This is a genomic window from Agrobacterium genomosp. 2 str. CFBP 5494 (assembly GCF_900013495.1).
Lineage (GTDB): Bacteria > Pseudomonadota > Alphaproteobacteria > Rhizobiales > Rhizobiaceae > Agrobacterium > Agrobacterium pusense.
The window spans coordinates 1,614,255-1,639,446 of record NZ_LT009718.1; the positions used below are offsets into that span (position 1 = coordinate 1,614,255).

General features: G+C 59.0%; 22 protein-coding genes and 1 pseudogene. 10 read left to right on the forward strand and 13 right to left on the reverse strand.

Annotated elements, in window-relative coordinates; all coding sequences use genetic code 11:
• Nucleotides 1–85 precede the first annotated feature (85 nt).
• On the reverse strand, nt 86–1,228 hold the full coding sequence (gene uppD, locus AGR2A_RS07965; RefSeq protein WP_072494907.1) for a polysaccharide biosynthesis type 4 glycosyltransferase UppD: 1,143 nt from the start codon (nt 1,226–1,228) through the stop codon (nt 86–88).
• Between the two features lie 16 nt (nt 1,229–1,244).
• Entirely contained in the window at nt 1,245–1,817 is a 573-nt protein-coding gene (uppC, locus tag AGR2A_RS07970; RefSeq protein WP_004441270.1) for a polysaccharide export protein UppC, read from the reverse strand.
• 210 nt (nt 1,818–2,027) lie between these two features.
• On the opposite strand from uppC, the gene uppB reads away from it, so the two are divergent.
• Nucleotides 2,028–4,295, forward strand: a complete 2,268-nt coding sequence (gene uppB, locus AGR2A_RS07975) for a polysaccharide biosynthesis protein UppB (RefSeq protein WP_006697977.1) — start codon at nt 2,028–2,030, stop codon at nt 4,293–4,295.
• 8 nt (nt 4,296–4,303) lie between these two features.
• On the opposite strand, the gene uppA is transcribed toward uppB, so the two are convergent.
• Both uppA and AGR2A_RS07985 read right to left on the reverse strand, forming a co-directional pair.
• Nucleotides 4,304–5,536, reverse strand: a complete 1,233-nt coding sequence (gene uppA, locus AGR2A_RS07980; RefSeq protein ID WP_072494300.1) for a polysaccharide biosynthesis GNAT family N-acetyltransferase UppA — start codon at nt 5,534–5,536, stop codon at nt 4,304–4,306.
• A gap of 102 nt (nt 5,537–5,638) precedes the next feature.
• A pseudogene (locus tag AGR2A_RS07985) lies at nt 5,639–5,845 on the reverse strand (DUF2842 domain-containing protein); the annotation flags it as partial.
• 140 nt (nt 5,846–5,985) lie between these two features.
• Here AGR2A_RS07985 and AGR2A_RS07990 point away from each other — a divergent pair.
• Nucleotides 5,986–7,089 carry a COX15/CtaA family protein gene (locus tag AGR2A_RS07990; protein ID WP_072494908.1) on the forward strand — a complete coding sequence of 368 codons (1,104 nt, stop codon included), beginning with the start codon at nt 5,986–5,988 and terminating at the stop codon, nt 7,087–7,089.
• 6 nt (nt 7,090–7,095) lie between these two features.
• Here the strand turns inward: AGR2A_RS07990 and AGR2A_RS07995 are convergent, their stop codons facing one another.
• The 6 genes from AGR2A_RS07995 to AGR2A_RS08020 all read right to left on the reverse strand — a co-directional run bounded on the left by AGR2A_RS07995 (nt 7,096) and on the right by AGR2A_RS08020 (nt 12,061).
• Entirely contained in the window at nt 7,096–7,941 is an 846-nt protein-coding gene (locus AGR2A_RS07995; RefSeq protein WP_072494301.1) for an aminoglycoside phosphotransferase family protein, read from the reverse strand.
• Nucleotides 7,942–7,951: 10 nt separating this feature from the next.
• Complete coding sequence (argC, locus tag AGR2A_RS08000) at nt 7,952–8,884, reverse strand: N-acetyl-gamma-glutamyl-phosphate reductase (protein WP_004441284.1); 933 nt, start codon at nt 8,882–8,884, stop codon at nt 7,952–7,954.
• A gap of 70 nt (nt 8,885–8,954) precedes the next feature.
• Nucleotides 8,955–9,908 carry an agmatinase gene (gene speB / locus AGR2A_RS08005; protein ID WP_022556026.1) on the reverse strand — a complete coding sequence of 318 codons (954 nt, stop codon included), beginning with the start codon at nt 9,906–9,908 and terminating at the stop codon, nt 8,955–8,957.
• 130 nt (nt 9,909–10,038) lie between these two features.
• Nucleotides 10,039–10,506 (reverse strand): 30S ribosomal protein S9, encoded by a 468-nt coding sequence (gene rpsI, locus AGR2A_RS08010; protein ID WP_003521540.1) that lies wholly within the window; start codon nt 10,504–10,506, stop codon nt 10,039–10,041.
• A gap of 2 nt (nt 10,507–10,508) precedes the next feature.
• Entirely contained in the window at nt 10,509–10,973 is a 465-nt protein-coding gene (rplM, locus tag AGR2A_RS08015; RefSeq protein ID WP_004441288.1) for a 50S ribosomal protein L13, read from the reverse strand.
• 251 nt (nt 10,974–11,224) lie between these two features.
• Nucleotides 11,225–12,061, reverse strand: a complete 837-nt coding sequence (locus AGR2A_RS08020; protein ID WP_004441289.1) for an EamA family transporter — start codon at nt 12,059–12,061, stop codon at nt 11,225–11,227.
• Nucleotides 12,062–12,957: 896 nt separating this feature from the next.
• On the opposite strand from AGR2A_RS08020, the gene AGR2A_RS08025 reads away from it, so the two are divergent.
• From AGR2A_RS08025 to AGR2A_RS08035, 3 genes are all read left to right on the forward strand, one after another.
• Nucleotides 12,958–13,392 (forward strand): CoA-binding protein, encoded by a 435-nt coding sequence (locus AGR2A_RS08025; protein ID WP_022556028.1) that lies wholly within the window; start codon nt 12,958–12,960, stop codon nt 13,390–13,392.
• Nucleotides 13,393–13,465: 73 nt separating this feature from the next.
• Nucleotides 13,466–14,749, forward strand: a complete 1,284-nt coding sequence (locus AGR2A_RS08030; RefSeq protein ID WP_004441291.1) for an O-acetylhomoserine aminocarboxypropyltransferase — start codon at nt 13,466–13,468, stop codon at nt 14,747–14,749.
• A 15-nt stretch (nt 14,750–14,764) separates the two neighbouring features.
• Nucleotides 14,765–15,109, forward strand: a complete 345-nt coding sequence (locus tag AGR2A_RS08035) for a cupin domain-containing protein (protein ID WP_006697984.1) — start codon at nt 14,765–14,767, stop codon at nt 15,107–15,109.
• Nucleotides 15,110–15,132: 23 nt separating this feature from the next.
• Here the strand turns inward: AGR2A_RS08035 and AGR2A_RS08040 are convergent, their stop codons facing one another.
• Nucleotides 15,133–15,447, reverse strand: a complete 315-nt coding sequence (locus AGR2A_RS08040; protein WP_006697985.1) for an ArsR/SmtB family transcription factor — start codon at nt 15,445–15,447, stop codon at nt 15,133–15,135.
• Between the two features lie 89 nt (nt 15,448–15,536).
• Between AGR2A_RS08040 and AGR2A_RS08045 the strand changes: the two genes are divergently transcribed.
• A complete protein-coding gene (locus AGR2A_RS08045; RefSeq protein ID WP_162471989.1) occupies nt 15,537–16,307 on the forward strand; it encodes an SDR family NAD(P)-dependent oxidoreductase in 771 nt (256 codons plus the stop codon).
• Nucleotides 16,308–16,319: 12 nt separating this feature from the next.
• Here AGR2A_RS08045 and AGR2A_RS08050 read toward each other — a convergent pair whose 3' ends face one another.
• Nucleotides 16,320–17,567 carry a cytochrome P450 gene (locus AGR2A_RS08050; RefSeq protein ID WP_022556030.1) on the reverse strand — a complete coding sequence of 416 codons (1,248 nt, stop codon included), beginning with the start codon at nt 17,565–17,567 and terminating at the stop codon, nt 16,320–16,322.
• A gap of 78 nt (nt 17,568–17,645) precedes the next feature.
• Entirely contained in the window at nt 17,646–18,893 is a 1,248-nt protein-coding gene (locus AGR2A_RS08055; protein WP_004441298.1) for a GGDEF domain-containing protein, read from the reverse strand.
• Between the two features lie 447 nt (nt 18,894–19,340).
• On the opposite strand from AGR2A_RS08055, the gene clpP reads away from it, so the two are divergent.
• From clpP to hupB, 4 genes are all read left to right on the forward strand, one after another.
• Nucleotides 19,341–19,973, forward strand: coding sequence for an ATP-dependent Clp endopeptidase proteolytic subunit ClpP (clpP, locus tag AGR2A_RS08060; protein WP_004441299.1), 633 nt, complete (start codon nt 19,341–19,343; stop codon nt 19,971–19,973).
• 292 nt (nt 19,974–20,265) lie between these two features.
• Nucleotides 20,266–21,543 (forward strand): ATP-dependent Clp protease ATP-binding subunit ClpX, encoded by a 1,278-nt coding sequence (gene clpX, locus AGR2A_RS08065; RefSeq protein WP_003521528.1) that lies wholly within the window; start codon nt 20,266–20,268, stop codon nt 21,541–21,543.
• 414 nt (nt 21,544–21,957) lie between these two features.
• Nucleotides 21,958–24,375: an endopeptidase La gene (gene lon, locus AGR2A_RS08070; RefSeq protein WP_004441301.1), complete on the forward strand. Its 2,418-nt coding sequence runs from the start codon at nt 21,958–21,960 to the stop codon at nt 24,373–24,375.
• 285 nt (nt 24,376–24,660) lie between these two features.
• Nucleotides 24,661–24,936, forward strand: a complete 276-nt coding sequence (hupB, locus tag AGR2A_RS08075; RefSeq protein ID WP_003502360.1) for a DNA-binding protein HupB — start codon at nt 24,661–24,663, stop codon at nt 24,934–24,936.
• The last annotated feature ends 256 nt before the right edge of the window (nt 24,937–25,192 follow it).

The window sequence follows — 25,192 nt, forward strand, 5'->3', positions numbered from 1 at the left end:
AGCCGAAACATGCTAAGAAACGTTTATGATGGGTTTCTTGAGGATGACGGAATATACAATCAAAAATCGTGTTTTTGAAATGATTTTAGAGCAACAGCAGGTCGCGATAGAGCTTCATCATGTCATCCGCCATGACCGGCGTCGAAAACTTCGCCCTGAAGCTGTCGGGGTGGGGCATGATCCGTTTCGCCCAATCGGCATCTTCGGCATCCTTGGCCATGGCCCTCGCCAGCGCCTCGACGTCGCCGGCCGGGACGAGCGCGTCGCTTTCTTCTCCCAGAACTTCGGGAATCCCGCCGACATGGGAGGCGATGACCGTTTTCCCCGCCGCAAGTGCCTCCAGCACGATATAGGGCATGGCCTCCGCGCGGGAGGGGACCACCACCGTCGTGGCCAGGGCGAAGGCCTGTCTGGCGGGCATGGCGGCATGCATGGAAATGCGCCGGGAAAGACCGGCCTTGTCGATCATCGCCGCGTATTTGTCCCTGTCCGGCCCGTCGCCGACGATGACACCGGACATCGGCCGGCCGATGCCGCGCTCCATTTCCGCGAAGGCCTTGATGAAGAGGTCAGGCCCCTTAAGGTCGCGGAGCATGCCGATATAGAGAAAATGCGCCGCGCCCTCTTGCGCGGGGACGGGCTCGAACTCGTTTTCCTGTACGCCGTTATAGATCATCGCGGTACGGGTGCGCGGTTTGCCAACCTTGGCTTCATAGGCCGCCCGCTCGAACTTGCAGACGAAACAGAGCGCATCGGTGAACCGTTCCTGAAACCGCTCCAGCCGCAGGAAGAGCTGTCCTTTCAGGGTGTTGCGGGCATAATGCAGGCTTCCGCCGTGCGGTGAATAGAGGCGGGCTACGCGATACCTGTTCGCCCGCAGCAATGAGCCGATCAGCCGGGCCAAAGCGCCACCCTTGGCGCTGTGCCCGTGCAGAATGTCCGGCCGCAAACTTTTGATGTGTTTGTAGGATTTCCAAAGCGCCAGCAGGTCGCCCGGGGTAATGGAGCGCCGGATGGGCAGGCGCGTCAGGCCGAGCTCCAGCATCGGCGCAATCTGCGCGAAAAGCCTCTCCTCATGCGCGCCGCCGGTGGAACTGTCGCAGACGATGCCAACCTTGTGGCCCTGCCTGACATGTTCTTCGATAAGATCACGCACATGGCGGAAAACGCCGCCCACCGGCGAGCGAAAACAGTGAATGATGCGCAGGGGAGGGCCGTCGTCCGACACGTTCGCCGCGCCCCTTTCAGAAGAATCGTTCACGCACATAGACGGTATCACCCGCAAGAATGGGTGCGGTGATACCGATCCGGCCCGTCATCACTTCCGCGTTTATCTTGCGGGTGACGTCGACATCTGCCTGATTGGCGCGCGGGCTGAAGCCGCCGGCAATGGCGATGGCGTTCTGCACCGTCATGCCCGGCACATAGGAATATTGGCCAGGACGGCCCACTTCGCCCATGATGAAGACGGGGCGATAACGATCTATCTCGATCGTGACATCGGGATCGCGCAGATATCCCTGCCGAAGCTTGGCCGCGATTGCGGCTTCCAGCTGCGGCAGCGTCTTGCCCCGCGCGGGCACCTGGCCGACGAGAGGGAAGGCGACATAGCCCGCCTGATCGACCGTATAGGTATTTGTCAGCCCGGCCTGTTCGAACACGTTGATACGCAGTCTGTCGCCGCTGTCGACGTGATAGGGTTGCAGTGCGGCCTCATTGAATGACCGTGGCGCAGGCTGATAGGCCGAACAGCCGGAAAGGGCCGTCAGAACGGCAAACGTCAGTGCGGTGACATGTCGTGATCCGGCGAGCGGCATCTCATCTGGCTCCGAGTCGAACTTTGATCATTCTTATCGTTCTGTTAGGGTTAATGCACGGTAAACGCGCAGCGTCAGGCCCGGTAATATCGGCTTTATTTCGTCGGAGTCTCGGTGATTAACGGTTGTGTTACCCGCAAGACTTAAACTCCGCGAAAATTGACCATCTTTATTTGAGCGCCCGAGGTTTATCTCGGTTACGGAGCCCGTATGAACGGCGATCGCATTGACGACAGGGATGTGGATATTGATCTTGCGCAACTCGTCGCGGCCATATGGCGGCGTCGGGGAAGAATCGCGGCCATAACGCTGCTGGCCGGCGGCGCCGCCTTTGTCGTTTCCAGCATGATGTCGCCCGCCTATAAGGGCGAGGCGCGCGTGCTCATTGAATCCCGTGCTGCTTCCTTTGGCGCTTCCCAGCAGTCCAACGCGCCGGCCGAGCCGGTGCTGGACGAACTGACAGTATCCAGCCAGGTGCAGATCCTGCAGTCCGTCGACCTCATCAAGCAGGTCGCCAGGGACATGAAGCTCTATGAACTCGAGGAATTCGATCCGGAGGCGCATCCTTCGCTGGTTTCGAGCCTGCTGGTTGCCGTCGGCGTCAAGAAGGATCCACTCCAGGTTCTGCCTGAAGAGCGGGTTCTGAAGGCGTTCCGCGAGAAATTGCAGGTCTATCAGGTGGAAAGTTCTCGTGTCATCACGGTCGAGTTTTCTTCAGAAGACCCGAAGCTCGCTGCGGCCATCCCGAATGAGATGATGAAGGCCTATCTCGCGCTGCAAAGCGGCGCGAAGCTCGATACCAGCACAGAAGCAGCGCGCTGGCTTGAGCCGGAAATAGCCACGCTGCGGGAAAAGGTGCGGGAGGCGGACAAGAAGGTCGCGGATTATCGTGCCTCCTCCGATCTTTTGTCGGCCGGGCAGGGCGAGACGCTCGCCACACGTCAGCTGAGCGACATCTCCACGGAACTCGGCCGTATCCGCGGCGAGCGCGCCAATGCGGAGGCGCGCGCAGAAGGTGTGCGCAACGCGCTTGCCAGCGGTCGTCCTCTCGATACCTTTCCCGATGTCGTCGCTTCTCCCACCATCCAGAGGCTGAAGGAAAACGAAACCAACATCCGCAGCCAGATTTCCGATCTTTCGTCTTCGCTGCTGGAAGGCCACCCCCGCATAAGGGCGCTGCGCAACCAGCTCGATGGCATCGAAAGGCAAATTCAGGAAGAAACCCGCAAGGTGCTGGCAAGTCTCGAAAACGAGGCCAATGTCTCACGCCTTCGGGAGCGGCAACTGGTGCAGCAACTGAACGTGCTGAAATCGGAAAGCGTGCGTGCCGGTGAGCAGCAGGTGGGCCTTAACGACCTGGAGCGGGAAGCATCCGCGCAGAGGCAGCTTCTGGAAACCTATCTCGCCCGCTATCGCGAGGCGACGTCGAGGGCTGGCTCTGCGGATTCCACGCCGGCCGATGCGCGTGTGATTTCGACGGCAGTTGAGCCACGCGAACCCTATTTCCCGAAAACCGGTGCCATCACCATCGTTGTCACGCTCGCAGCATTTCTGCTGTCCTGCATTGTCGTCATGCTGGTGGAACTCTTTACGGGTAGGGCGCTGAAACCGGTCGGAAGAAGTCAGGTTCCACCGCTTTCCGATCCGCCACCACCTGCACGCGGGCCGGTTGAAGCGGATGAGACGACGGATGCGCCTGAGCAGCCGGCGTCGGCACCTGCTGAAAATGTGGCGCCGGGCGTCCGCGCCATGCCGGTTGCGGCACAACAGCCCGTCGCCGTAGAAGAGAAACGGCGTGACCCGCCCGCAGCCACTGCCATGCCGCCGGCATTGGCGGCAGAAGATGTCGCGGCTGCGAAAGAGGCGGTGGTGGATGAGGATGCCGATGCCGCCAGTGACTTTTCGATCGACGCCGTGGCGGGCTTTCTGTCCACACGGCTCGCCAAACCCGTCGCCGCCATTGTATCTCCGGCCGGTGACAGCGGTTCGACCACGAGCGTCATGCTGGCGCGCGCATTGTCTGAAATGGGGCGTTCGGTCGTTCTCGTCGACATGACGGCATCTGCCTGCCCGACGCGGCTGATGTCGCCCGAGGCCGGACTTCCCGGTGTCATGGACCTTCTGGCAGGAGCGGCCGCCTTCGGTGAAACCATTCACGGCGACCGTCTGTCAGATGCGCATATCGTCCCACGCGGCAATGCGCAGCCCCGCGAGGCGATGCGTGCTCTGGACCGCCTGACGATGATCCTCGGTGCGCTTTCCGACGCTTACGATACGGTGCTTGTGGAGTGTGGAGCGGTGCAGATTTCGAGCCTCGAAAAAATGCTGCGCAATCTGCCGGCAGAAATCATTGTCTCGGTTCCAGGCAAGGACGGGGAGATGCTGGAGAAAACGCTCGGAGAACTGGTTGCTCATGGCTACGAGCAGGCTCTGCCGATGACCGGCATGCGAAAGCCGGACCACCTGAGCGCGGCCTGACCGGCTGTTCAGTCGAGACCCCTTGTCGAGGCTGCTGTCGGCCGGCCGGCGCGGAAACGCTGAATGAGCGCATAGAGAGCCGGATTGGATTTGATCAGGCTTTTCGTTCGGGCGATCGCGACATAGGCTGCTGCGGCGACGCGACCTTTCACCGTTATCGGCAGGAATATATCGTGCTGCACGGTGAAAAGCGGGCACCAGCTGCGCTTGTAGAGCTGGTCGCCGACCCCGAAATCGAAGATCGCAGCCCTTTGGTGGCACGCCCTTTCAATCATCAGCCAGAACAGCAATTCCCCGGGGCTGAGTTCTGAAACGGATTCATCGATCGAACCGAACTGGCAGATGATGTGGTCCTGCTTGCGCGAAAGACCGGCTATTGCGGCGATGACGCCCTCGTTCTCGCCGTGCAGGCGAATGGCATGCAGCTCCAGCAGACTGTCTGTGCCCGTCTCGGGAACATTGGCCAGGTCGTAAAAGAAATCTTTTACCGATTGGTCGCGAAAGACATCCGGAATGCCCTGCGATGCAAAACGGGCGGCTTTCTGCCGGAAGAAGGCCTGCAATAATTCACATCTTTCCTGTGGAGAATGCGCGATCACATGGCTGTAACCGCCCATTTCCTCGGCTCTCCGGCTCTGGATCCGGAATTTCTTCCGCCGTCTCTTGGCATTGACCTGCCGGAGCGTGGCCTCGAAACTTTCGAGCAACGGAAGCTGGAAGGCCGGATTCTGGTTTTCGACCGAAGCTAGATGCGACAGGGGGTTGGTCCTGCCGCGCCACGTCAGCGGTATATTCTGCAAAGCCAGAATGTCGGCCCGGCCATGCAGCAGCTTCCCCGCCTCGCGGGCAATCGCCGCCGCGATTTCCTCTCCGGCCTGTGCGGCAAAGGAGGGGTCGAAAAGCCCGGTATTGATATTGTTGAAACGGCCGCCGGGGAAACGCGCCTTGCGAATGCCACCCTCCAGCACGATTTCAAGCGGAAGCACGAAGATCGTCTTGCCGCCCTGCCGGCCGCGAAGCGTCAGGAGCGCGCTGTCCTGCGTTTGTGCCCAGATGGAGCACCACCCAAAACCCTGATGCAGGGAGTTGAGCGGATCGTTTTCCAGCCGCTTCCAATCGACATGGATGGTGGAAGCGTCATCGACGAGATCGACCGACAGACGGTCAGCGCCCCGCCGCTCGTTTTGCACGGCGGTCGGCGCTTGCTCGTCGCTGGTAAAGACCGGCCCCTCAGCCGCCATCCACTCTCTCCGGTTGTTTCGGTTGGACTATATCTTTGAGCGGCAAACAATCGGTTTATAAAATTGCGACCTTAAGGTGTCACGCGGTGGTCCCGCATTAGCCCTGTTTTTTGGCCCGGCCATCCATTTGATGATCAGCATCGCCGGCAAAATCCACAAAATTCCTGTCAGCACGAAATAAGCGAGATGTACCCACCAGGGCGATTGCGCCAGCGCCGCCGATGCAATGGCCGTCGCCACCACGGCGTAAACGACGACGAGGCAGATGATGACGATGGTACCGATAAGCGATCTGAGGCGAGGGTGCATGAAATCTTCCGTGATTGAACAGGTGCATGACTATAGCGCCGCGACCGGATGCCGCAAACCCTGAGGCCTTGTTTTGTGGTGCCGGTTGGGGCTAATCAACATGGCTGTATGAAGGAGACTGAAAGATGAGTTCGAGCGGCATGACGATGGCCAATGGTTCCGCGGAAATGGTGGTGCAGGCTGCCCTGCAGAAGCAGGAGAAGGACCGCCGCCTGCTGCGCGTCTGGCTGCGCCTCGTGCTTTTCACACTCTTCTGTCTGGTGCTCGTTGGTGGCGCAACCCGCCTGACCGAATCCGGCCTGTCGATTACCGAATGGAAACCGATCCATGGCGCGATACCGCCGCTCTCCGTTGCGGAATGGGAAGAGGAGTTCCAGCTCTACAAGCGCATTCCGCAATATCAGGAAATCAACAAGGGCATGTCGCTCGACGAGTTCAAGACGATCTTCTGGTGGGAATGGGCGCATCGCCTGCTTGCCCGCGCCATCGGCCTCATCTTCGCTTTGCCGCTCGCCTTCTTCTGGCTGACAGGCCGCGTCGAAAAGCGCCTCCGGCTACCACTGGTCGGTCTACTGGCGCTTGGCGGCTTCCAGGGCTTCATCGGCTGGTGGATGGTCTCTTCCGGCCTCGTCAACCGCACGGATGTCTCGCAATATCGTCTTGCCACACATCTGACCATCGCCTGCCTCATCTTTGCGGGCTGCATGTGGATTTTGCGCGGCCTGTCCCATCATTCCCCCGAGGCCACCGATGAAAAGACGGGCAGGGGCTTTGCCGCGCTGTTAACGGTGCTCTGTCTCTTCCAGATCTATCTCGGCGCGTTGGTGGCGGGGTTGAATGCCGGCCTGTCCTATAATACGTGGCCGCTGATGGATGGTTCGCTGGTGCCGGGCGATCTCTTCCTGCAGCAGCCCTGGTGGATCAACCTCTTCGAAAACCCCAAGACGGTGCAGTTCATTCACCGCCTGGGCGCCTATACGCTGTTTGCCGCCACGCTGTGGCATATGGCATCGATGGCGCGCGCCTTGCCGGGTACGCCGCACGCCCGCCGCGCGGTGCTGTTCTTCGTGCTCGTCTGCATTCAGGCGGCGGTGGGAGTAACCACGCTGCTCATGCATGTGGATATTCATGTCGCGCTCGCCCATCAGGGCATGGCGCTGGTCGTGCTCGGTTTTGCGGTTGCCCACTGGCGCGGATTCATCGGAGAATATCCGCCGCCAGTTGCGGTTGAAGTCAGGGACTGAACTCGCTCAGAACTGTTTCAGGACGGCCTTAATGGTTGCCGCGACAGCGAGTTCGTTGTCGCGTTCCTCCGCATTGCCGTCCTCTTCATGCCACGCGGCAGAAAGGCAGCCATAGGCAAAGGCATATTGCAGCAATAGCCGTTCGTCCCGTTGGAGAGCCTTCGCAAAAATCGCCGCCATGGAGGCGATGCGCGCTTCGCTGCGGGTGAGGTCAAAACGGTCGAGCGGATTGGAGAACATGTTGGCGACATCGAGCGCCGCATCGCCGATCAGGCCAGCCGGATCGATGATGATCCAGCCGCGATCGCTGCGCATGATATTCTCATGGTGCAGATCGCCATGCAGCGGCTTGATATCGCGCTGCTGGCCGATCAGTTCCTGCGCAAGCGCGGCGGCCTCGATATAGGCGCTGTCGATCCCGTCGGAACGATCCTGTTCGGCCTTGCGGAACAGGCTTTCGAAATAGAGAGGCAGCGTCAGCAGACTTGAGGGCGGCGGCTGCTCGGACGGCTGGTGATATCGAAGCAGGACCTCCGCTGCGATTTCCGTGGTGGAATCGTCGTCACCGTCGCGGAACAGCACGTCGCGCAGGGTCTCCGTGCCGGCATGTTCCATCAGAAGAATATCATCGGAGCGGTCAAGCAACTCCACGCAGCCGATCCCGGCGCGCCATTCGATGAAATCCGCGCCGCGAAGGCTGTCCGTCAATATTTTCTTCTTCAGAACCTTGGCGACCGCAAGGGAACCGTCATCGCGCACAAGCTCGTAGACCACCCCGGCAGGCGTATCCGCAATCTGCTTTACGGCCTCGATATTCCACGAGGCCGGAAAAGAGGGCGTGGTCATGGTCATGAGCAACGTCTCATGCAGAGAGCATCAGTTCCATGTTCTGCACAGCAGCACCGGAGGCACCCTTGCCGAGATTGTCGAGCAACGCGACGAGGTTGATATGCTCGCCGCCCTCGGTGCCGAAGACGAAGAGCTTCATCGTATCCTTGCCAGCCAATTCCTCGGCATCGATACGCGCCAACCCCTTGCTCTCGGCCAGAGGCACGACGCTGACGATATCCTGTCCAGCGTAATGGGCGGTGAGTGCCGCATGGATCGTTTCGATATCAGTGCCTTCCTTAAGGTCGGCGGCGAACAGCGGCACCTGGACGATCATGCCCTGCGGGAAGCGACCGACGGAGGGCGAAAACAGCGGCGCGCGGTCAAGCTGGCCGTGAATGGTCATTTCAGGCACATGCTTGTGCTTGAGCGTCAGGCCATAAAGGAAATTATTGGCACTGATGGCATCGTCGCGGCTCTGGTCTTCCATTTGCGCAATCATCTGCTTGCCGCCGCCAGTATAGCCGGAGACCGCATTGACGCTGACAGGATAACCGTCGGGCAGGAGGCCAGCGGCCCGCAGCGGGCGAATAAGGGCGATCGCACCGGTCGGATAGCAGCCGGGATTGGCGACGAGGCGGGCAGAGCGAACCTTCTCGCCCTGGTCCTTATCCATTTCGGCAAAACCGTAAGCCCAGTCCTGATGAACGCGATAAGCGGTGGAGGTATCGATGATGCGGACATTATTGTTGCCAGCCACCATGGAAACGGCTTCCCGGGACGCGTCGTCCGGCAGGCAGAGGATCGAAATGTCGGCGCTATTGAGCATATCCTCGCGCATCGCGGCATTGCGGCGCTCGGCTTCCGGAATGGACAGCAGCTCGATATCGCGGCGACCGGCAAGGCGCGTGCGGATCTGCAGACCCGTGGTGCCGTGTTCGCCATCGATGAAGATCTTCGCTGTCATGTCCTTGTCCTGACTTTTCAGAGGGTTGCGAGGGTAGTCGGAATCAGTTTGGCAAGCGCCGTCGTCGTTGTCAGCCAGCCTTGGCCAGCCGTTCGGCACGCAGGCCAAGCATATACATTGCAACGGTCGCTCCGGCAATGGCGGTAATATCCGCATGGTCGTAGGCGGGTGCCACCTCCACGACGTCGGAGCCGCGAATATCGAGCTGGCCAAGCCCACGCAAAACGGAGAGAATTTTCGCGCTGGTCGGCCCGCCGGCGACGGGTGTGCCGGTTCCCGGCGCGAAGGCGGGATCGAGGCAATCGATATCGAAGGTGAGATAGGTGGGCATACCGCCCGTGTGCTTGACGATCAGCGACGCGATATCGCTGGCCCGCATGTCCTCCACCTCGTAACCGTGGAGAATCCGAATGCCGAAATCGTCAGGCGCGTGGGTGCGGATGCCGATCTGGATCGAGCGGTCGGCATCGATCAGCCCGTCGCGCACGGCGCGGGCCACGAAGGAGCCGTGGTCGATGCGCTTGCCATCGTCGAACCATGTATCCTGATGCGCGTCGAACTGCACCAGCGCGAGTGGGCCGTGCTTGGCCACATGCGCTTTCAGCAATGGCCAGGTGATGAAATGATCGCCGCCGAGCGTCAGCAGGTAATCCGTCTTGGAGATGATCCTGCGCGCTTCCTTTTCGATCGTGTCAGGCGTTTTCCAGTGGTTGCCGTAGTCAAGCAGGCAGTCGCCATAATCAATGGTCGGCATATGGACGAAGAGATCGCGCGCGAAAGGATATTGCGGATCATTATCAAAGATCGCCGAGGCGCGGCGGATCGCCTGCGGCCCGAAGCGAGCACCTGGCCGGTTGGAGGTCGCCGCGTCGAAGGGAATACCCCACACGGCAGTCGAAACGCCTTTGAGGTTCTTGGTATATTTGCGCCGCATGAAGGAGAGGACACCGGCATGGGTCGGGTCCGTGGCGGCCGATGTCAGGGACATTGCGGTGAAGGCATGGTCGATGGTTTTGGCCGGCATTGATCACCCCATTGCGATTTGCGCCGAGGTTGCTGTCTTCCCGATGAAAAAACAAGGGAGGAGGCCATGAAAAAAGGCGGAGCCGAAGCCCCGCCTTTCGAAGTTCTGAACGAACCGTTCCTGGAAGCGATTAGCGCTTCGAGAACTGGAACGAACGGCGGGCCTTGGCCTTACCGTACTTCTTACGCTCGACAACGCGGCTGTCGCGGGTCAGGAAGCCACCCTTCTTCAGAACGGAGCGCAGGCCCGGTTCGAAGTAGGTGAGGGCCTTGGACAGACCGTGACGAACGGCGCCGGCCTGACCGGACAGACCACCACCGGCAACGGTGGCGATGATGTCGAACTGACCCGTGCGGGCAGCGGCAACGATCGGCTGCTGGAGGATCATCTGCAGAACCGGACGTGCGAAATACGTGGTGAAATCGCGGCCGTTGATGATGATCTTGCCAGAACCCGCCTTGACCCATACGCGGGCTACGGCGTTCTTGCGCTTGCCGGTCGCGTAGGAGCGGCCGAGGGTATCAACCTTGCGGACATGCACGGGAGCCGAAGCTTCCGAAGCCGGGGCGAGGTCTTTCAGAGAGGAAAGATCGGCCATTATCAGGCGCTCCTTACGTTCTTCTTGTTGAGCGCGGCAACGTCGAGAACGACCGGCTGCTGTGCTTCGTGCGGGTGGTTGGAACCGGCGTAAACGCGCAGGTTCTTCATCTGACGACGGCCGAGGGGACCGCGCGGGATCATGCGCTCGACGGCCTTTTCAACGACGCGCTCCGGGAAGCGGCCTTCGATGATCTGGCGAGCCGTACGCTCCTTGATGCCACCCGGGTGACCGGTGTGCCAGTAGTACTTCTTGTCGGAATACTTCTTGCCGGTGAGGGCAACCTTTTCCGCATTGATGACGATGACGTTGTCGCCATCATCAACGTGGGGGGTGTAGGTAGCCTTGTGCTTGCCGCGCAGGCGGGTTGCAACGATGGTGGCGAGGCGACCAACAACGAGGCCTTCGGCGTCGATGATGACCCACTTCTTCTCCACCTCAGCGGGCTTCTGAACGAAAGTAGACATGAATTTCACTTTCTAACGTGGACCCGTCATCCTCTTCATGAAGAGCATACGGGCGTTTCTTGTTGCTTGGTTTGGTTGCCGATAAGGGCTACCGCAAATGACCCTATTCCGGCTGGAATCCGATCTGGCGCGCTTATACGGTGCGCGAACGAAAGCGTCAATATGATCGATTTTGGAGGTCGCAAAAATAATCAAGTAAAAACAAACGGTTGATGATGGGGTATTATTTTACCCCATCATCTGACCTCGTTTTACCCCAGCCGCATCACCAGAACGCCCGCTGCAATGATGCCTCCGGCAAGGTAGCGCCAGATGCTGGCGCGTTCTTTCAGGATCACCACTGATATCACCAGCGCGAAAAGAATGGAGGTTTCCCGGAGTGCTGCGACGACGGCGACAGGCGCTTTGGTCATGGCGTAAAGCGCCAGCCCATAGGAGAGTATGGAGCCGCCGCCACCGATAAGGCCACGCCACCAGTTGCGCCGGACATGCTGGACGACGGGGCCGGCGCCCCGCTGGTAAAACGCGAAACCGAACAGCAGCACGGGTGGCAGCAGAGACATCCAGAGCGTGTATGAGATGGCGTTGCCGGAAAGCCTTGCGCCGACACCGTCGACGAAGGTGTAGGATGCAATCACGAAAGCGTTGAGCAGGGCGACCATGATCGCCTTTCCGCCCCCGCGCCTTGCCTCGAAAGCAAGCGTCAGGATCCCCGCGGAGATGACGCCGATGCCCGCAATCGCCAGCGGGCTCAAAATCTCGCTCAGGAACAGGCTGCTCGTCGCCGCCACGATCAAGGGTGCCACGCCGCGCATGACGGGATAGACAAGGCCGATGTCGCCGATCGTATAGGCGGCGGCGACAAGGCGGAAATAAGCGAATTGCAGGACGGCTGAGGCGATCAGGAAGGGAATGGCGACTGGCGAGGGAAACGGCAGGAAAGGCAGAAACGGCAGCGAACAGGCTGCAGCCCCCGCCGCAATCAACGAGGCGTCCAGCGATTTATCGGAACCGGATTTGACCAGCGCATTCCATCCGGCATGCAGCATTGCGCCCAGAAGCACCAGAATAAGAATGTCGAATGTCACAGTCAGAGACTCGCTCACGGGCTTTTCGGGCAATCTACAGCATTGGCCTCAGAAACTGGAAGTCATTTTCCGGACGGGCAGGTGTACGCTTTCAATCGCCTCGCCGAGGCCGTCCCCAATCCGGTGCCTAGGGGCTTTGTTTTTATGGATTATGACACGCGTCAAATTTTTGATTTCTATGCGTCATGAAAAAACGAGATCCAATATCGCGCATGAGACACGCTTTCCTGCTTCTGATTTAATCCGGAAAATAACGCCTGATGCACGGCTTGCGGCTCTGCCTCGCGCTGCGGATTTCCTTGAAAAATGACAGAGCACACGATTTATCCCAGTTGTTGGTATTGCGCCTGGCGTTTCAAATGAGCGTGCGGGCGACTAAAATCGTATGATCACCAATGAAAATAAATTTCAGAATCCCCATCTAAACTCCACTATAACGTTGCAGACTTATAGAATGGTTGGTTTACGAAATAACTTTTTGAAAATTAGTCGCGGCTAAATAACCGGTGAACGGAATGAAAACAAACAGGAGACGAAGAGCGCATGAAATGCACGCTAATGTTGTTTCGGCCTGTTTCGATGGCCGTTCGGCGCAATTTTTGAAAAGTGGATGAAAATACTCAATACATCCGGTGTGTGCGCGATTTTGTGAAATCATTTTGCGTCGATGAAAACGGGGTTGCAGAGTGCCGATCCGGCGGAAATATTGATTTTTGCGCTTTCGGGGTTCCGGAGACGACCGGAGCGTCCTAGATGAGAATGGCATCGCATGAAACGGCGTGAAGGTTGCCGGCGCTGGAACCATGCGGGAGAGGAGAGGCTGGTGGGCATTAAAGCAACGCTCCAGACGCCTGCGCCTCTCTGGATCAGGTGGTATGCCAAAGGAATAAGTTGACATGCAGCATGATACTTACGAAGCGGATTACCTCAGGAAAATCCTGACGAATGTCAAAACCATCGCCCTGCTGGGAGCTTCGCCCAATCCGGATCGGCCGAGCCATGGCGTCATGCGCTTCCTGCTGTCCAAGGGCTATCGCGTGTTTCCGGTCAATCCGGGTCAGGCGGGCAAGGAGATACTGGGACAGGCGGTCTATGCCCGGCTGGCCGATATTCCCGAGGCTGTTGATATGATCGATGTGTTTCGTGCGCCGGAATATCTTTCCGCGATTGTCGACGAGGCGATCTTGCTGCCGCAACGCCCAAAGGTAATCTGGGGTCAGCTATCCGTGCGGGACGATAATGCCGCCGCCAAGGCCGAGGCTTATGGCATTGACGTGGTGATGAACCGTTGCCCGGCAATTGAGTATCCGCGTCTCAATATCGCACGATAGTTGGTACGGATTGGACTTATCATTTGGCGCCAAGGCATTATGATCCCTCCAGAATTCCATTGGAGGAAACATCATGCCGAGCAGCAATCCCGGTTTTTCGACGCTGGCCATCCATGCGGGCGCGCAGCCTGATCCTACGACCGGCGCACGGGCGACACCCATCTATCAGACGACGGCCTACGCTTTCCGTGATGCGGATCATGCCGCCGCCCTGTTTGGGCTGAAAGAGTTCGGCAATATCTACACCCGCATCATGAACCCCACTCAGGCGGTTCTGGAAGAGCGTGTGGCCGCGCTTGAGGGTGGTACCGCAGCGCTTGCCGTCGCCTCCGGCCACGCCGCACAATTGCTGGTTTTTCATACGCTGCTGCAGTCCGGTGACAATTTCATCGCCGCCCGTCAGCTTTACGGCGGATCGATCAACCAGTTCGGCCACGCCTTCAAAGGTTTCGACTGGCAGGTTCGCTGGGCCGACGCCACCGATCCCGCCAGTTTCGAACAGCAGATCGATGAGCGCACGCGCGCCGTCTTCATAGAAAGCCTTGCAAATCCAGGCGGCACCTTTGTGGATATCGCCGCAATTGCCGAAGTTGCCCATCGGCACGGCCTGCCGCTGATCGTCGACAACACGATGGCAAGCCCATATCTGCTGCGACCGCTGGAACACGGTGCAGACATCGTACTGCATTCGCTGACGAAATTCCTCGGTGGCCACGGTAATTCCATGGGCGGCATCATCGTTGACGGCGGAACGTTCGACTGGTCGGCGACTGACCGGTTTCCGGCCCTGTCACAGCCCCGGCCCGAATATTCCGGCGTCGTGCTCCACCAGACTTTCGGTAATTTCGCCTTTGCCATCGCCTGCCGCGTGCTTGGCCTGCGCGATCTCGGCCCGGCGATTTCGCCCTTCAACGCCTTCCTCATTCTCACGGGAATTGAGACCCTGCCGCTGCGCGTTCAACGCCATTCAGACAATGCGCTTGCCGTCGCCAAATGGCTTAAGGCACATCCCAAGGTCGGCTGGGTGAATTATGCCGGCCTGGAGGAAAGCGACAATCACGCCCTCCAGCAGCGTTACTCGCCGAAGGGCGCGGGTTCGGTCTTTACATTTGGCGTCAAGGGCGGTTATGCGGCCGGCAAGGCGCTGGTCGAAGGGCTGCAGCTATTCTCCCATCTCGCCAATATCGGTGACACGCGCTCGCTCGTCATCCACCCGGCTTCCACCACCCATGCCCAGCTGACGCCGGAACAGCAGACGGCGGCCGGCGCCGGTCCGGATGTGGTGCGTCTGTCCGTCGGAATCGAGGATGTTAACGACATCATTGCCGATCTTGAACAATCGCTTGCAAAAGTCTGAGAGGCCGGCGTCGCGATGAGCAACCTACTGACATTCGAAGATGCTCCCCTCGAAGCAGAGCATGGTGCGCCAGCGCCGGAGCGATTGATCTCCGGCGACCCCAAATTCACCACATGGAATCTGGAGGAAGCGCCGGGCGGAATTTATGCCGGCATCTGGCAATCCACACCCGGAAAATGGCGTGTCGTCTATGACGAATGGGAATATTTCAGCATCCTCGAGGGCCATTCCATCCTGACCGAGGATGGCGGGCCCCCGCGTGACCTCAGACCGGGCGACAGGCTTGTGCTGCGGCCCGGCTTTACCGGCACCTGGGAAGTCGTGGAGACAACACGAAAAGACTATGTCATCAGGCTGTGACGGCGGAAATCCACTCGGTCACGCTATTGCTGGTCGAACGAGATGATGGATTGAAGGAGCCCGGGAAAGCGGGCTTCCAAATCGTCGACACGGACGACGCTGATATTCTCGACACCCTGTTTGTGGGTTCGAATCAAGCCTGCCTCCCGCAGGATCCGCATATGGCTGGACAGGGTTGAACGCGGCATGTCCTGGCAGGGTGCTGCGGCACCACAATTCTGTCCGGTCTCGGAGCCCCATAATTTTCTGATGATGCCCATGCGTGCCGGTTCGCCAAGAGCGGCGAGCACGGCCGTGAGCGAAATGTCTTCGCGTGCGGGATGAAAAAACTGAGCCATGGACCGCCTCTAGCACATGGATTGACAAGCTTCAATATTTCAATAAAACCGAAATACCGAATTATGGTTATTCGGAAATTACGACATTCATGGAGTTTGCAATGTCTGGATTATTCAGTGGGCAGGTCGTGGTCGTCACCGGTGGGTCGACTGGCATCGGCTTTTCCGTCGCGAGATTGGCTCTGGAAGGCGGAGCCTCCGCCGTTTACGTGACAGGCCGCAATACCGCCAATCTCGAGGCAGCGGTCGCCAGGCTCGGGCAGGGGGCGATCGGCTTCGCGTCCGATGTTGCCAAGCTCTCCGATCTGGAGCGGCTCAAGGCGCGCATTGAAGCAGATGGCCGGAAGGTGGACGTGCTGGTCGCCAATGCCGGCATCGCCGAGAACAATGACCTCGGTGATACCCACGAGGCGCTGTACGACCGGATTTTCGACATCAACGTCAAGGGCGTTTTCTACACCGTGCAGACATTGCTGCCGGTCCTGCGCGATGGCGGCTCGATCGTGCTCACCGGGTCGATCGTCGGCAACAAGGGCCTGGAGAGGTTGAGCGCCTATAATGCTTCCAAGGCGGCCGTTCGCTCATTCGCCCGCAGTTTTGCCAACGACCTCAAGGCGCGGGGCATCCGCGTCAATACGGTTAGCCCGGGCGTGACCCGCACGCCGATCATGGAAAACGGCCTGAAGCTTGATGAAGAAAAGATCGCCGGTTTCGAGGCCTATCTGAAGGATGCCGCGCCGATCGGCCGGATGGCCGACCCCGACGAGATCGCTGAGGCCGTTCTGTTCCTGGCCTCTTCAAAGGCCAGTTACATCACCGGCGTCGAGCTTTCGGTCGATGGCGGTCTGGCCCAGATTTAAGGCCTGCACACGCTACCAGCTGAGATCGAGCCGCTCCAGCCCATGGAAATGATAGACATCCTTGACCTTGGGCGGCTCGGCAATTTTCAGGCGCGGCAGGCGTTTGAAAAGCAGTGGCAGGGCAAGGTTCAGTTCCAGTCTTGCCAATGGCGCGCCGATACAGAAATGGATGCCGGCGCCGAAGGAGACATTGGCGCCTTCGTTGCGCTCCGGCCGGAAGGTCAGTGGATCAGGGAATTTTGACGGATCGAGGTTGGCCGCAGCCAGGATCAGGCTCACCTTGTCGCCGCGCTTGAACTGCACGCCGTCAATCTCGACCGGCTCCAGAACCCATCGCTGGAAGATGTGCACCGGCGCGCAGATCCGCAGGGTTTCCTCCACCGTGCGTTCCGTGGCGGCCTCGTCGCTGAACAAGGTCTGCGGCGATATCCCGCTCTCCAGAATGATACGCACGGAATTGCCGATCTGATGAACGGTCGCTTCATGGCCCGCGTTGAGCAGGACGATGGTGGTGGACACCAGCTCGTCGTCGGTCAGATATTGACCCTTGTGCTCGGTATGGATCATGTGGCTCAGCAGGTCGTCCTCGGGCTTGGCCCGCCGCTCGGCGATCACGCTGCGCACATAATCCGAAAATTCCTTCGCAGCCATGTCGGCCAGAAGCTCGTCTTCCGGTGTGCGCTTGAACATGTACATGCCGACATAGGCATGCGACCACTTCAGCAGCTGCGGCCCCATTTCCTCGGGAATGCCGATCATCCGGGCGATCATCGTTACCGGGATGATATCGGCGTAGGAGGAAAGCAGTTCCGTCTCGCCCTTCTCTTCGAAAGCGTCAATCAGCCGGTTGGCGAGTTCCTCGATCTCCGGCTTCATCTTGTCGACATGCCGTGACACGAAGGCGCGGTTGATCAGCGTGCGCAGCCGCGTATGCTCCGGCGGCTCCAGTTCCAGAAGCGAATGCTGCTCGGCTAGGTCGAAATGCTTCACATGCTCAAGCGGCTCTGGCAGGCCGATCTCTTCACGACTTGCCACATGCAGAATCTGTCGTCCAAACCGGCGGTCGCGCAGCAGCGAGCTGACATGGTCATAAGAGGTGAAAAACCATTGCCGCTGCTCTTCCCAGTAGAAAGTGGGACATTGCGCGTGCAGGGCGGCGTAGACGGGGTTCGGATCGTTGTAAAAAGCTGGGTCGCGCGCATCGAGTGAAACGTGGCGGGTGGCGGAATCGATTTTGAGAAAGGGAAACGTCGCTGTCATGCTGATGGTTTATTCCGCGCTTGGCGCTTTGGGAAGGGCGGCAGGCGTTCCTTCATATGTCACCAAATGGTTACACCTTCACCGGCTGGCAATTGCGGATATCCGGTTCAGCGCCGCGACCTGCCGGTCGGCATTGTTATCCATAGGGTTTTCGTCACGGTCTGAGGCGGGCACGACGACATTGGCCGAATTTACGTGGATTACGGTCCGATTGCGCCCGGCTTTCTTTGCGGCATAAAGCGCTCGGTCGGCCTCGGTCATCATCACATTCAGCTCGGCGTCCTTGATCATCGCTTCGGATATGCCGACGCTGGTCGTCACCTTGATGGGTTCGCCGCGTGAGGTGATTTTCGAAAGAAGCAGATTGTTACGGATGGATTCGGCAAGCGTGACGGTGCTGGAGGGGCTTTCGACCTCCGCCACCAGCGCGAACTCCTCGCCGCCCATCCTCACGAAAAGGCCGCGGTCGCCGATCGCGCGTTGCGCGATTTGACAGAAATGCACGAGTACGGCGTCGCCGGACTGGTGGCCGTATCTGTCATTGATCTTCTTGAAATGGTCGATGTCGAAGAGAACAAGCGCCACATATCGGCTGGAGCCGTGTGAGCGCTTCTTGATGCGGTCGAACTCCTCCAGCAGACCACGCCGGTTAAGGACACCGGTCAGGTGATCGGTCATGGCGAGCCGGTGGAGACGAAGCTCCGTATCCTCCATGATGATCTTGGCGCTGATCATGATGATGGCCGTGAAGCCGAGCATGCCGGAAAAAGCGAGCGCCGATGTCAGCGGAATGGCGTTGGGCGCGGCCGCATTGGCCGGGATGACAATGGAGGCAACGACGGCGCCGGCAAAAGCCTGCAGGATCAGAATCGTCGCCAGAACTTTTCTGCTGCGCGACCTGCGCTCGCCATTTGCCAGAAGCACACCGGCGAGCATGAAATAGCCCGTGGCCGCACTGGCGTGATAAAGCAGGATCCGGGCCACCATGTTTTCTCGCACGGGTGGGACGAACATTCCGGCGATCCACAGGAGGGCCGGAATGGCAATCCAGCCAGCGAGCTTGCGCTTCTCCAGGGACAAGAGGCCCGCGAGCCAGAAGCCGAAGGCGGAAAGCGCCAGCGCGTTGCCGACCTGAATGGACAGGAAACTGGAAATATCTCCGCGAAACGCCACCATGACGGTGCCGAAGCCGGTGGCGAGAAAGCCGGCGGCGAAATAGAGATTGTGCCGGCGGGAAGGGCGGTGCAGCCACAGCGTTCCCAGAAGCACGGCAAGGGTGAACGTCTCCGCCGCCCATAGTAGCGTGCTCGTCTTTGCATCCAGCATTGCAAAATCCTATCTGCGCCATCATGCGGCAAAAGCGGAGAAGCTCGCACGACGTGCGTTATTCCCGCTGAATTGTTGAGCTGCCATTTCGCCCGGATAGGGCTGTTCGCCGATGGGAACCGAAATTCGTTTTTCAGTATCAGCAGCAAATACTAACGAGTTCTTGCCGGTTAGAAGTTATATCTGTGCATGAAGTACATTTTTTTGGTCCTCGCCAGTCTTGGTAAAAAATTGATGGCGGGGAGACAAATGGCTGCGGCCGGGACGAACGGGTGCAAAAGCCCGCCGCGGCCGGCCTCCGAAGCCCTGCAAACGCTGTTGAGCCGTTAAGGATATGCGGCTTCGTGTCTTGAAGTACGGGGCAGGGACACTCTATGTAGGGAGTATGAAGGTTAGAAGTGATTCCGGGGCGGTTTCCGCAACGGGCAGAGTTGACAAAGGACGGACATGAAAAATCCAGTTGATACCGCCATGGCTCTGGTGCCGATGGTCGTTGAGCAGACCAATCGCGGCGAACGCTCCTACGACATATTTTCCCGTCTTCTCAAGGAACGCATCATTTTCCTCACCGGCCCGGTGGAAGACCAGATGGCGTCGCTCGTCTGCGCGCAGCTGCTGTTCCTCGAGGCCGAGAACCCGAAGAAGGAAATTGCGCTCTACATCAATTCGCCAGGTGGCGTCGTGACCGCCGGCATGGCGATCTACGATACGATGCAGTTTATCCGCCCTGCGGTCTCCACGCTCTGCGTCGGCCAGGCTGCCTCCATGGGTTCGCTGCTTCTCGCTGCCGGTGAAAAGGGAATGCGTTTCGCCACCCCCAACGCACGCATCATGGTGCACCAGCCATCGGGCGGCTTCCAGGGTCAGGCTTCGGATATCGAACGCCACGCCCGCGACATCATCAAGATGAAGCGCCGCCTCAATGAAGTCTACGTGAAGCATACCGGCCGCACGCTCGAAGAGGTTGAAAAAACCCTTGATCGCGACCATTTCATGGATGCAGACGAGGCGAAGGACTGGGGCGTGATCGACAAGATCCTGACCTCGCGCCAGGAAATCGAAGGCGCCGTCGCGAATTGAGGCGCGACGCTTTTTGACGTTTGTTTGACCCCGCAAAAGTAATTTCGGGGCTTTCAACCGGAACAGAAAGCGATATTAGTATATATAAAGGCTATGTTGATTTTTTATGACGCGGCCTTTGGTTTAATGGGGAATTCGTTGCCGCCGGTTATCAGCTCCTGTATCTGATACGGTTAGTACCCCGGGAAACGAGGCGGATACGGCAATGCACCCCAAGGGCGGCCGTATCTGCGGGCGGTAAGTTGACCGCGATCCGTTTGACGGACCTGCGGCGTGCTGGAAGGAAAGAGATATGAGCAAAGTCAGCGGCAGCAACGGCGGCGACTCTAAGAATACACTCTATTGTTCATTCTGCGGCAAGAGCCAGCACGAAGTCCGGAAACTCATTGCCGGACCGACGGTATTCATCTGCGATGAATGCGTCGAATTGTGCATGGACATCATCCGCGAGGAGAACAAGACGTCTATGGTGAAGTCGCGCGAGGGTGTGCCCACCCCGCAGGACATCATCAAGATCCTCGACGAATACGTCATCGGCCAGAAGCAGGCGAAGAAAATCCTGTCCGTGGCCGTTCACAACCACTACAAGCGCCTCGCGCACGCCTCCAAGAATGGCGATGTCGAGCTGGCGAAGTCGAACATCATGCTCGTCGGCCCGACGGGCTGCGGCAAGACCTATCTTGCCCAGACGCTCGCCCGCATCATCGACGTTCCCTTCACTATGGCGGACGCAACGACGCTGACCGAAGCCGGTTATGTCGGCGAGGACGTGGAAAACATCATTCTGAAGCTGTTGCAGGCGGCGGATTACAATGTCGAGCGCGCCCAGCGCGGCATCGTCTATATCGACGAAGTCGACAAGATTTCCCGCAAGTCGGACAACCCGTCCATCACGCGCGACGTATCGGGCGAGGGCGTTCAGCAGGCGCTTCTGAAGATCATGGAAGGCACGGTCGCTTCCGTACCGCCGCAGGGTGGCCGCAAGCATCCGCAGCAGGAATTCCTGCAGGTGGATACGACCAACATCCTGTTCATCTGCGGCGGCGCTTTTGCCGGCCTCGACAAGATCATCTCGGCCCGGGGCGAAAAGACCTCGATCGGCTTCGGTGCGACCGTCAAGGCGGAAGACGACCGTCGTGTGGGCGAAGTGCTCCGCGAGCTGGAGCCGGAAGATCTGGTGAAGTTCGGCCTCATTCCGGAATTCATCGGCCGTCTGCCCGTCCTGGCGACGCTGGAAGACCTGGATGAAGATGCGCTGATCCAGATACTGTCCGAGCCGAAGAACGCTCTGGTCAAGCAGTACCAGCGCCTGTTCGAGATGGAAGACGTCGAGCTGACCTTCCACGAGGACGCGCTGCGCGAAATCGCCCGCAAGGCGATCACCCGCAAGACCGGTGCCCGTGGCCTGCGCTCGATCATGGAAAAGATCCTGCTGGATACCATGTTCGAACTGCCGACGCTGGAGGGCGTGCGTGAAGTGGTCATTTCCAACGACGTCGTCAGCGGCGTTGCGCGTCCGCTCTACATCTATGCGGACCGTCAGGAAGAAAAGACCAACGTCTCGGCGTAATCCGGCTGCTGTGATGTTTGACGAATCAGAGGCCCGCATCCGTGCGGGCCTTTTCTATTAGATGGGCCTTACGAAACTTGCGGCTAACTTGACGAAGCCCGATTTTGCGTTTGGAGCGGATTGCGCTTTGCTGATAAAGTCTTACAACTGATTTGCAGCGCGATATGACGGAAATGTGAATTTCGTCGGCGACCCGGTTCCTGAGCCCTCGAGGATAACCGGAAATGTCGGTAGTATTAGCCAGCGCTGAGTTTTGTTGAATTTCACGGTCCTGCCGTCGCGTAAGGCCGTCTGCTCCGACGACTTGAAATCGGTGTTTCGAAACTCCACTTTCAGTCTCGAGAAATGAATATGCCGGACGCCCCCAAGACGTTCGGCAAAGTGTCCCGAGAGGGACCATGGAAAGGAAATGATATGACGAACATCACGTCTGCGGCATCTGGCGGTACCTATCCGGTACTTCCCCTGCGCGACATTGTCGTTTTCCCGCATATGATCGTTCCCCTGTTCGTCGGGCGGGAAAAATCCATCCGTGCGCTCGAGGAAGTCATGGGCTCCGACAAGCAGATCATGCTTGTTACCCAGATCAACGCCAGCGACGACGATCCGGCGCCTGAAGCCATCCACAAGGTCGGCACGGTCGCCAATGTCCTGCAGCTTCTGAAGCTTCCCGACGGCACCGTGAAGGTGCTGGTGGAAGGCAAGGGCCGCGCCCAGATCGACAGCTACACCGGTCGCGAGGATTTCTACGAAGCCTCGGCCACGCCTTTGCAGGAGCCTGCCGAAGATCCGGTCGAGATCGAGGCGCTCTCGCGTTCGGTCGTTTCGGAATTCGAGAGCTATGTGAAGCTCAACAAGAAGATTTCGCCCGAGGTTGTCGGCGCTGCCGGTCAGATCGATGATTACTCGAAGCTCGCCGACACGGTCGCTTCGCACCTGTCGATCAAGATCACCGAAAAGCAGGAAATGCTGGAAACCGTCAGCGTGAAGCAGCGGCTTGAAAAGGCGCTTGGCTTCATGGAAGGCGAGATTTCCGTTCTTCAGGTCGAAAAGCGCATCCGCTCGCGCGTCAAGCGCCAGATGGAGAAGACCCAGCGCGAATATTACCTGAACGAGCAGATGAAGGCGATCCAGAAGGAACTCGGCGACGGCGAGGACGGCCGTGACGAGATGGCCGAGCTGGAAGAGCGCATCGCCAAGACAAAGCTTTCCAAGGAGGCCAAGGAAAAGGCCGAAGCGGAAATGAAGAAGCTGCGCCAGATGAGCCCGATGTCCGCGGAAGCCACCGTCGTGCGCAATTATCTGGACTGGCTGCTTGGTCTGCCCTGGGGCAAGAAGTCCAAGATCAAGGCGGACCTCAACAATGCCGAGAAGATTCTGGATCAGGACCATTTCGGTCTGGACAAGGTCAAGGAGCGTATCGTCGAGTATCTGGCCGTGCAGGCCCGTGCGACGAAGATCCGTGGCCCGATCCTGTGCCTCGTCGGCCCGCCCGGCGTCGGCAAGACCTCGCTCGCCAAGTCGATCGCCAAGGCGACCGGCCGCGAATATGTGCGCATGGCGCTGGGTGGCGTTCGTGACGAAGCGGAAATCCGCGGTCACCGCCGCACCTATATCGGCTCCATGCCGGGCAAGATCGTCCAGTCGATGAAGAAGGCCAAGAAGGCAAACCCGCTCTTCCTGCTCGACGAAATCGACAAGATGGGCATGGATTTCCGTGGCGATCCGTCGTCGGCACTGCTCGAGGTTCTCGATCCGGAACAGAACTCCACCTTCATGGATCACTACCTGGAAGTGGAATACGACCTGTCCGACGTGATGTTCGTGACCACGGCCAACACGCTGAACATTCCCGGCCCGCTGATGGACCGTATGGAAGTGATCCGCATCGCCGGTTACACGGAAGACGAAAAGCGCGAAATCGCAAAGCGTCACCTGCTGCCCAAGGCGATCAAGGAACATGCCCTGCGTCCGGAAGAATTCTCGGTCACCGATGATGCCCTGATGGTTGTCATCCAGCAGTACACCCGCGAGGCGGGCGTGCGCAGCTTCGAACGCGAGCTGATGAAGCTGGCGCGGAAGGCTGTCACCGAGATCATCAAGGGCAAGGTCAAGTCCGTTGAGGTTACCGCTGCAAACGTTCCGGATTATCTGGGCGTTCCGCGGTTCCGCCACGGCGAGGCCGAGCGCGAGGATCAGGTCGGTGTCGTCACGGGTCTGGCCTGGACGGAAGTCGGCGGTGAGCTGCTCACCATCGAAGGCGTGATGATGCCGGGCAAGGGCCGCATGACGGTTACCGGCAACCTCAAGGAAGTGATGAAGGAATCCATTTCGGCGGCGGCATCCTATGTCCGTTCGCGCGCCGTGGACTTCGGCATCGAGCCGCCGCGCTTCGACAAGAGCGACATCCACGTGCACGTTCCGGAAGGGGCAACCCCGAAGGACGGTCCGTCCGCTGGTGTTGCCATGGCAACCGCGATCGTCTCCATCATGACCGGTATTCCGGTCTCGAAGGACGTGGCGATGACGGGCGAGATCACGCTTCGTGGTCGCGTTCTGCCGATCGGTGGCCTGAAGGAAAAGCTGCTTGCAGCGCTTCGCGGCGGCATCAAGAAGGTGCTGATCCCGGAAGAAAACGCCAAGGATCTGGCGGAGATTCCGGATAATGTGAAGAACGAGATGGAAATCATTCCGGTGTCGCGCATGGGCGAGGTTATCAAGCACGCCCTCATTCGCCAGCCGGAGCCCATCGAGTGGGATGGCAGCATCGAGACGCCGGTGATTGCAACGGTCGAAGGCGTTGATGACGGCAGCCAGACCATCGCGCATTGAGACGCGTCGTCGCGAGGGCCGGAATCGGTGCTCGCGACAGGTCCTGCGTAGATTCAATGCGTTAGGCTTCACGACGAAGGTACGGCTTCAGGTCGGCGCAAGTGATGCGAAATTGGCACGATTATGGGGAAGGCCGGCAGAAATGTCGGCCTTTTTTGTGAAAAAAACCGCAGACCCCTTGTTTTTCAGGCGATTCCAGCGCTTTTGAGTTGCTGCGCGCGGATACGAACGTATTCTGCGCCGGCTTAATTTGAGTCGTTTCAAACCATTGAAAGGGGTGGAAACATGAACAAGAACGAGCTCGTCTCTGCTGTTGCCGAAAAGGCTGGTCTCACGAAGGCAGATGCTGCTTCCGCTGTTGATGCCGTATTCGAAACCGTACAGAGCGAACTGAAGAACGGTGGCGATATCCGCCTCGCCGGCTTTGGCAGCTTCTCCGTCAGCCGTCGTGAAGCCTCCAAGGGCCGTAACCCTTCCACGGGTGCTGAAGTCGATATCCCGGCTCGCAACGTTCCGAAGTTCTCCGCAGGCAAGGGCCTGAAGGACGCCGTCAACTCGTAAGGTTTCCGGAAAGCCGTAACGCCCGCGGCGGGCGGCGGCTTTTCAGGTTCACGAGGAAGCATGTTTTGACGCGCTCACGCCATCAACCGGTCTAAGGAGCGTGCCTTTCGAAAGTTCTTTCGAGCGGCGCCGTTTATGCCGAATGGTATGGAATGAAAGTCGGGCGTGCCTGTGTAGCCTCCATCCGGACACACGGCGTTTCGATATACGGAATATGCGCATAAACACGAAAGCCCGGCCTTTGCGGCCGGGCTTT

Excerpts from the sequence above, each read along its gene's own strand:
- uppC (WP_004441270.1), bottom strand. The coding sequence starts at position 1,817 with ATGCCGCTCGCCGGATCACGACATGTCACCGCACTGACGTTTGCCGTT.
- uppB (WP_006697977.1), top strand. The coding sequence starts at position 2,028 with ATGAACGGCGATCGCATTGACGACAGGGATGTGGATATTGATCTTGCG.
- uppA (WP_072494300.1), bottom strand. The coding sequence starts at position 5,536 with ATGGCGGCTGAGGGGCCGGTCTTTACCAGCGACGAGCAAGCGCCGACC.
- AGR2A_RS07990 (WP_072494908.1), top strand. The coding sequence starts at position 5,986 with ATGACGATGGCCAATGGTTCCGCGGAAATGGTGGTGCAGGCTGCCCTG.
- AGR2A_RS07995 (WP_072494301.1), bottom strand. The coding sequence starts at position 7,941 with ATGACCATGACCACGCCCTCTTTTCCGGCCTCGTGGAATATCGAGGCC.
- argC (WP_004441284.1), bottom strand. The coding sequence starts at position 8,884 with ATGACAGCGAAGATCTTCATCGATGGCGAACACGGCACCACGGGTCTG.
- speB (WP_022556026.1), bottom strand. The coding sequence starts at position 9,908 with ATGCCGGCCAAAACCATCGACCATGCCTTCACCGCAATGTCCCTGACA.
- rpsI (WP_003521540.1), bottom strand. The coding sequence starts at position 10,506 with ATGGCCGATCTTTCCTCTCTGAAAGACCTCGCCCCGGCTTCGGAAGCT.
- rplM (WP_004441288.1), bottom strand. The coding sequence starts at position 10,973 with ATGTCTACTTTCGTTCAGAAGCCCGCTGAGGTGGAGAAGAAGTGGGTC.
- AGR2A_RS08025 (WP_022556028.1), top strand. The coding sequence starts at position 12,958 with ATGCAGCATGATACTTACGAAGCGGATTACCTCAGGAAAATCCTGACG.
- AGR2A_RS08030 (WP_004441291.1), top strand. The coding sequence starts at position 13,466 with ATGCCGAGCAGCAATCCCGGTTTTTCGACGCTGGCCATCCATGCGGGC.
- AGR2A_RS08035 (WP_006697984.1), top strand. The coding sequence starts at position 14,765 with ATGAGCAACCTACTGACATTCGAAGATGCTCCCCTCGAAGCAGAGCAT.
- AGR2A_RS08040 (WP_006697985.1), bottom strand. The coding sequence starts at position 15,447 with ATGGCTCAGTTTTTTCATCCCGCACGCGAAGACATTTCGCTCACGGCC.
- AGR2A_RS08045 (WP_162471989.1), top strand. The coding sequence starts at position 15,537 with ATGGAGTTTGCAATGTCTGGATTATTCAGTGGGCAGGTCGTGGTCGTC.
- AGR2A_RS08050 (WP_022556030.1), bottom strand. The coding sequence starts at position 17,567 with ATGACAGCGACGTTTCCCTTTCTCAAAATCGATTCCGCCACCCGCCAC.
- AGR2A_RS08055 (WP_004441298.1), bottom strand. The coding sequence starts at position 18,893 with ATGCTGGATGCAAAGACGAGCACGCTACTATGGGCGGCGGAGACGTTC.
- clpP (WP_004441299.1), top strand. The coding sequence starts at position 19,341 with ATGAAAAATCCAGTTGATACCGCCATGGCTCTGGTGCCGATGGTCGTT.
- clpX (WP_003521528.1), top strand. The coding sequence starts at position 20,266 with ATGAGCAAAGTCAGCGGCAGCAACGGCGGCGACTCTAAGAATACACTC.
- lon (WP_004441301.1), top strand. The coding sequence starts at position 21,958 with ATGACGAACATCACGTCTGCGGCATCTGGCGGTACCTATCCGGTACTT.
- hupB (WP_003502360.1), top strand. The coding sequence starts at position 24,661 with ATGAACAAGAACGAGCTCGTCTCTGCTGTTGCCGAAAAGGCTGGTCTC.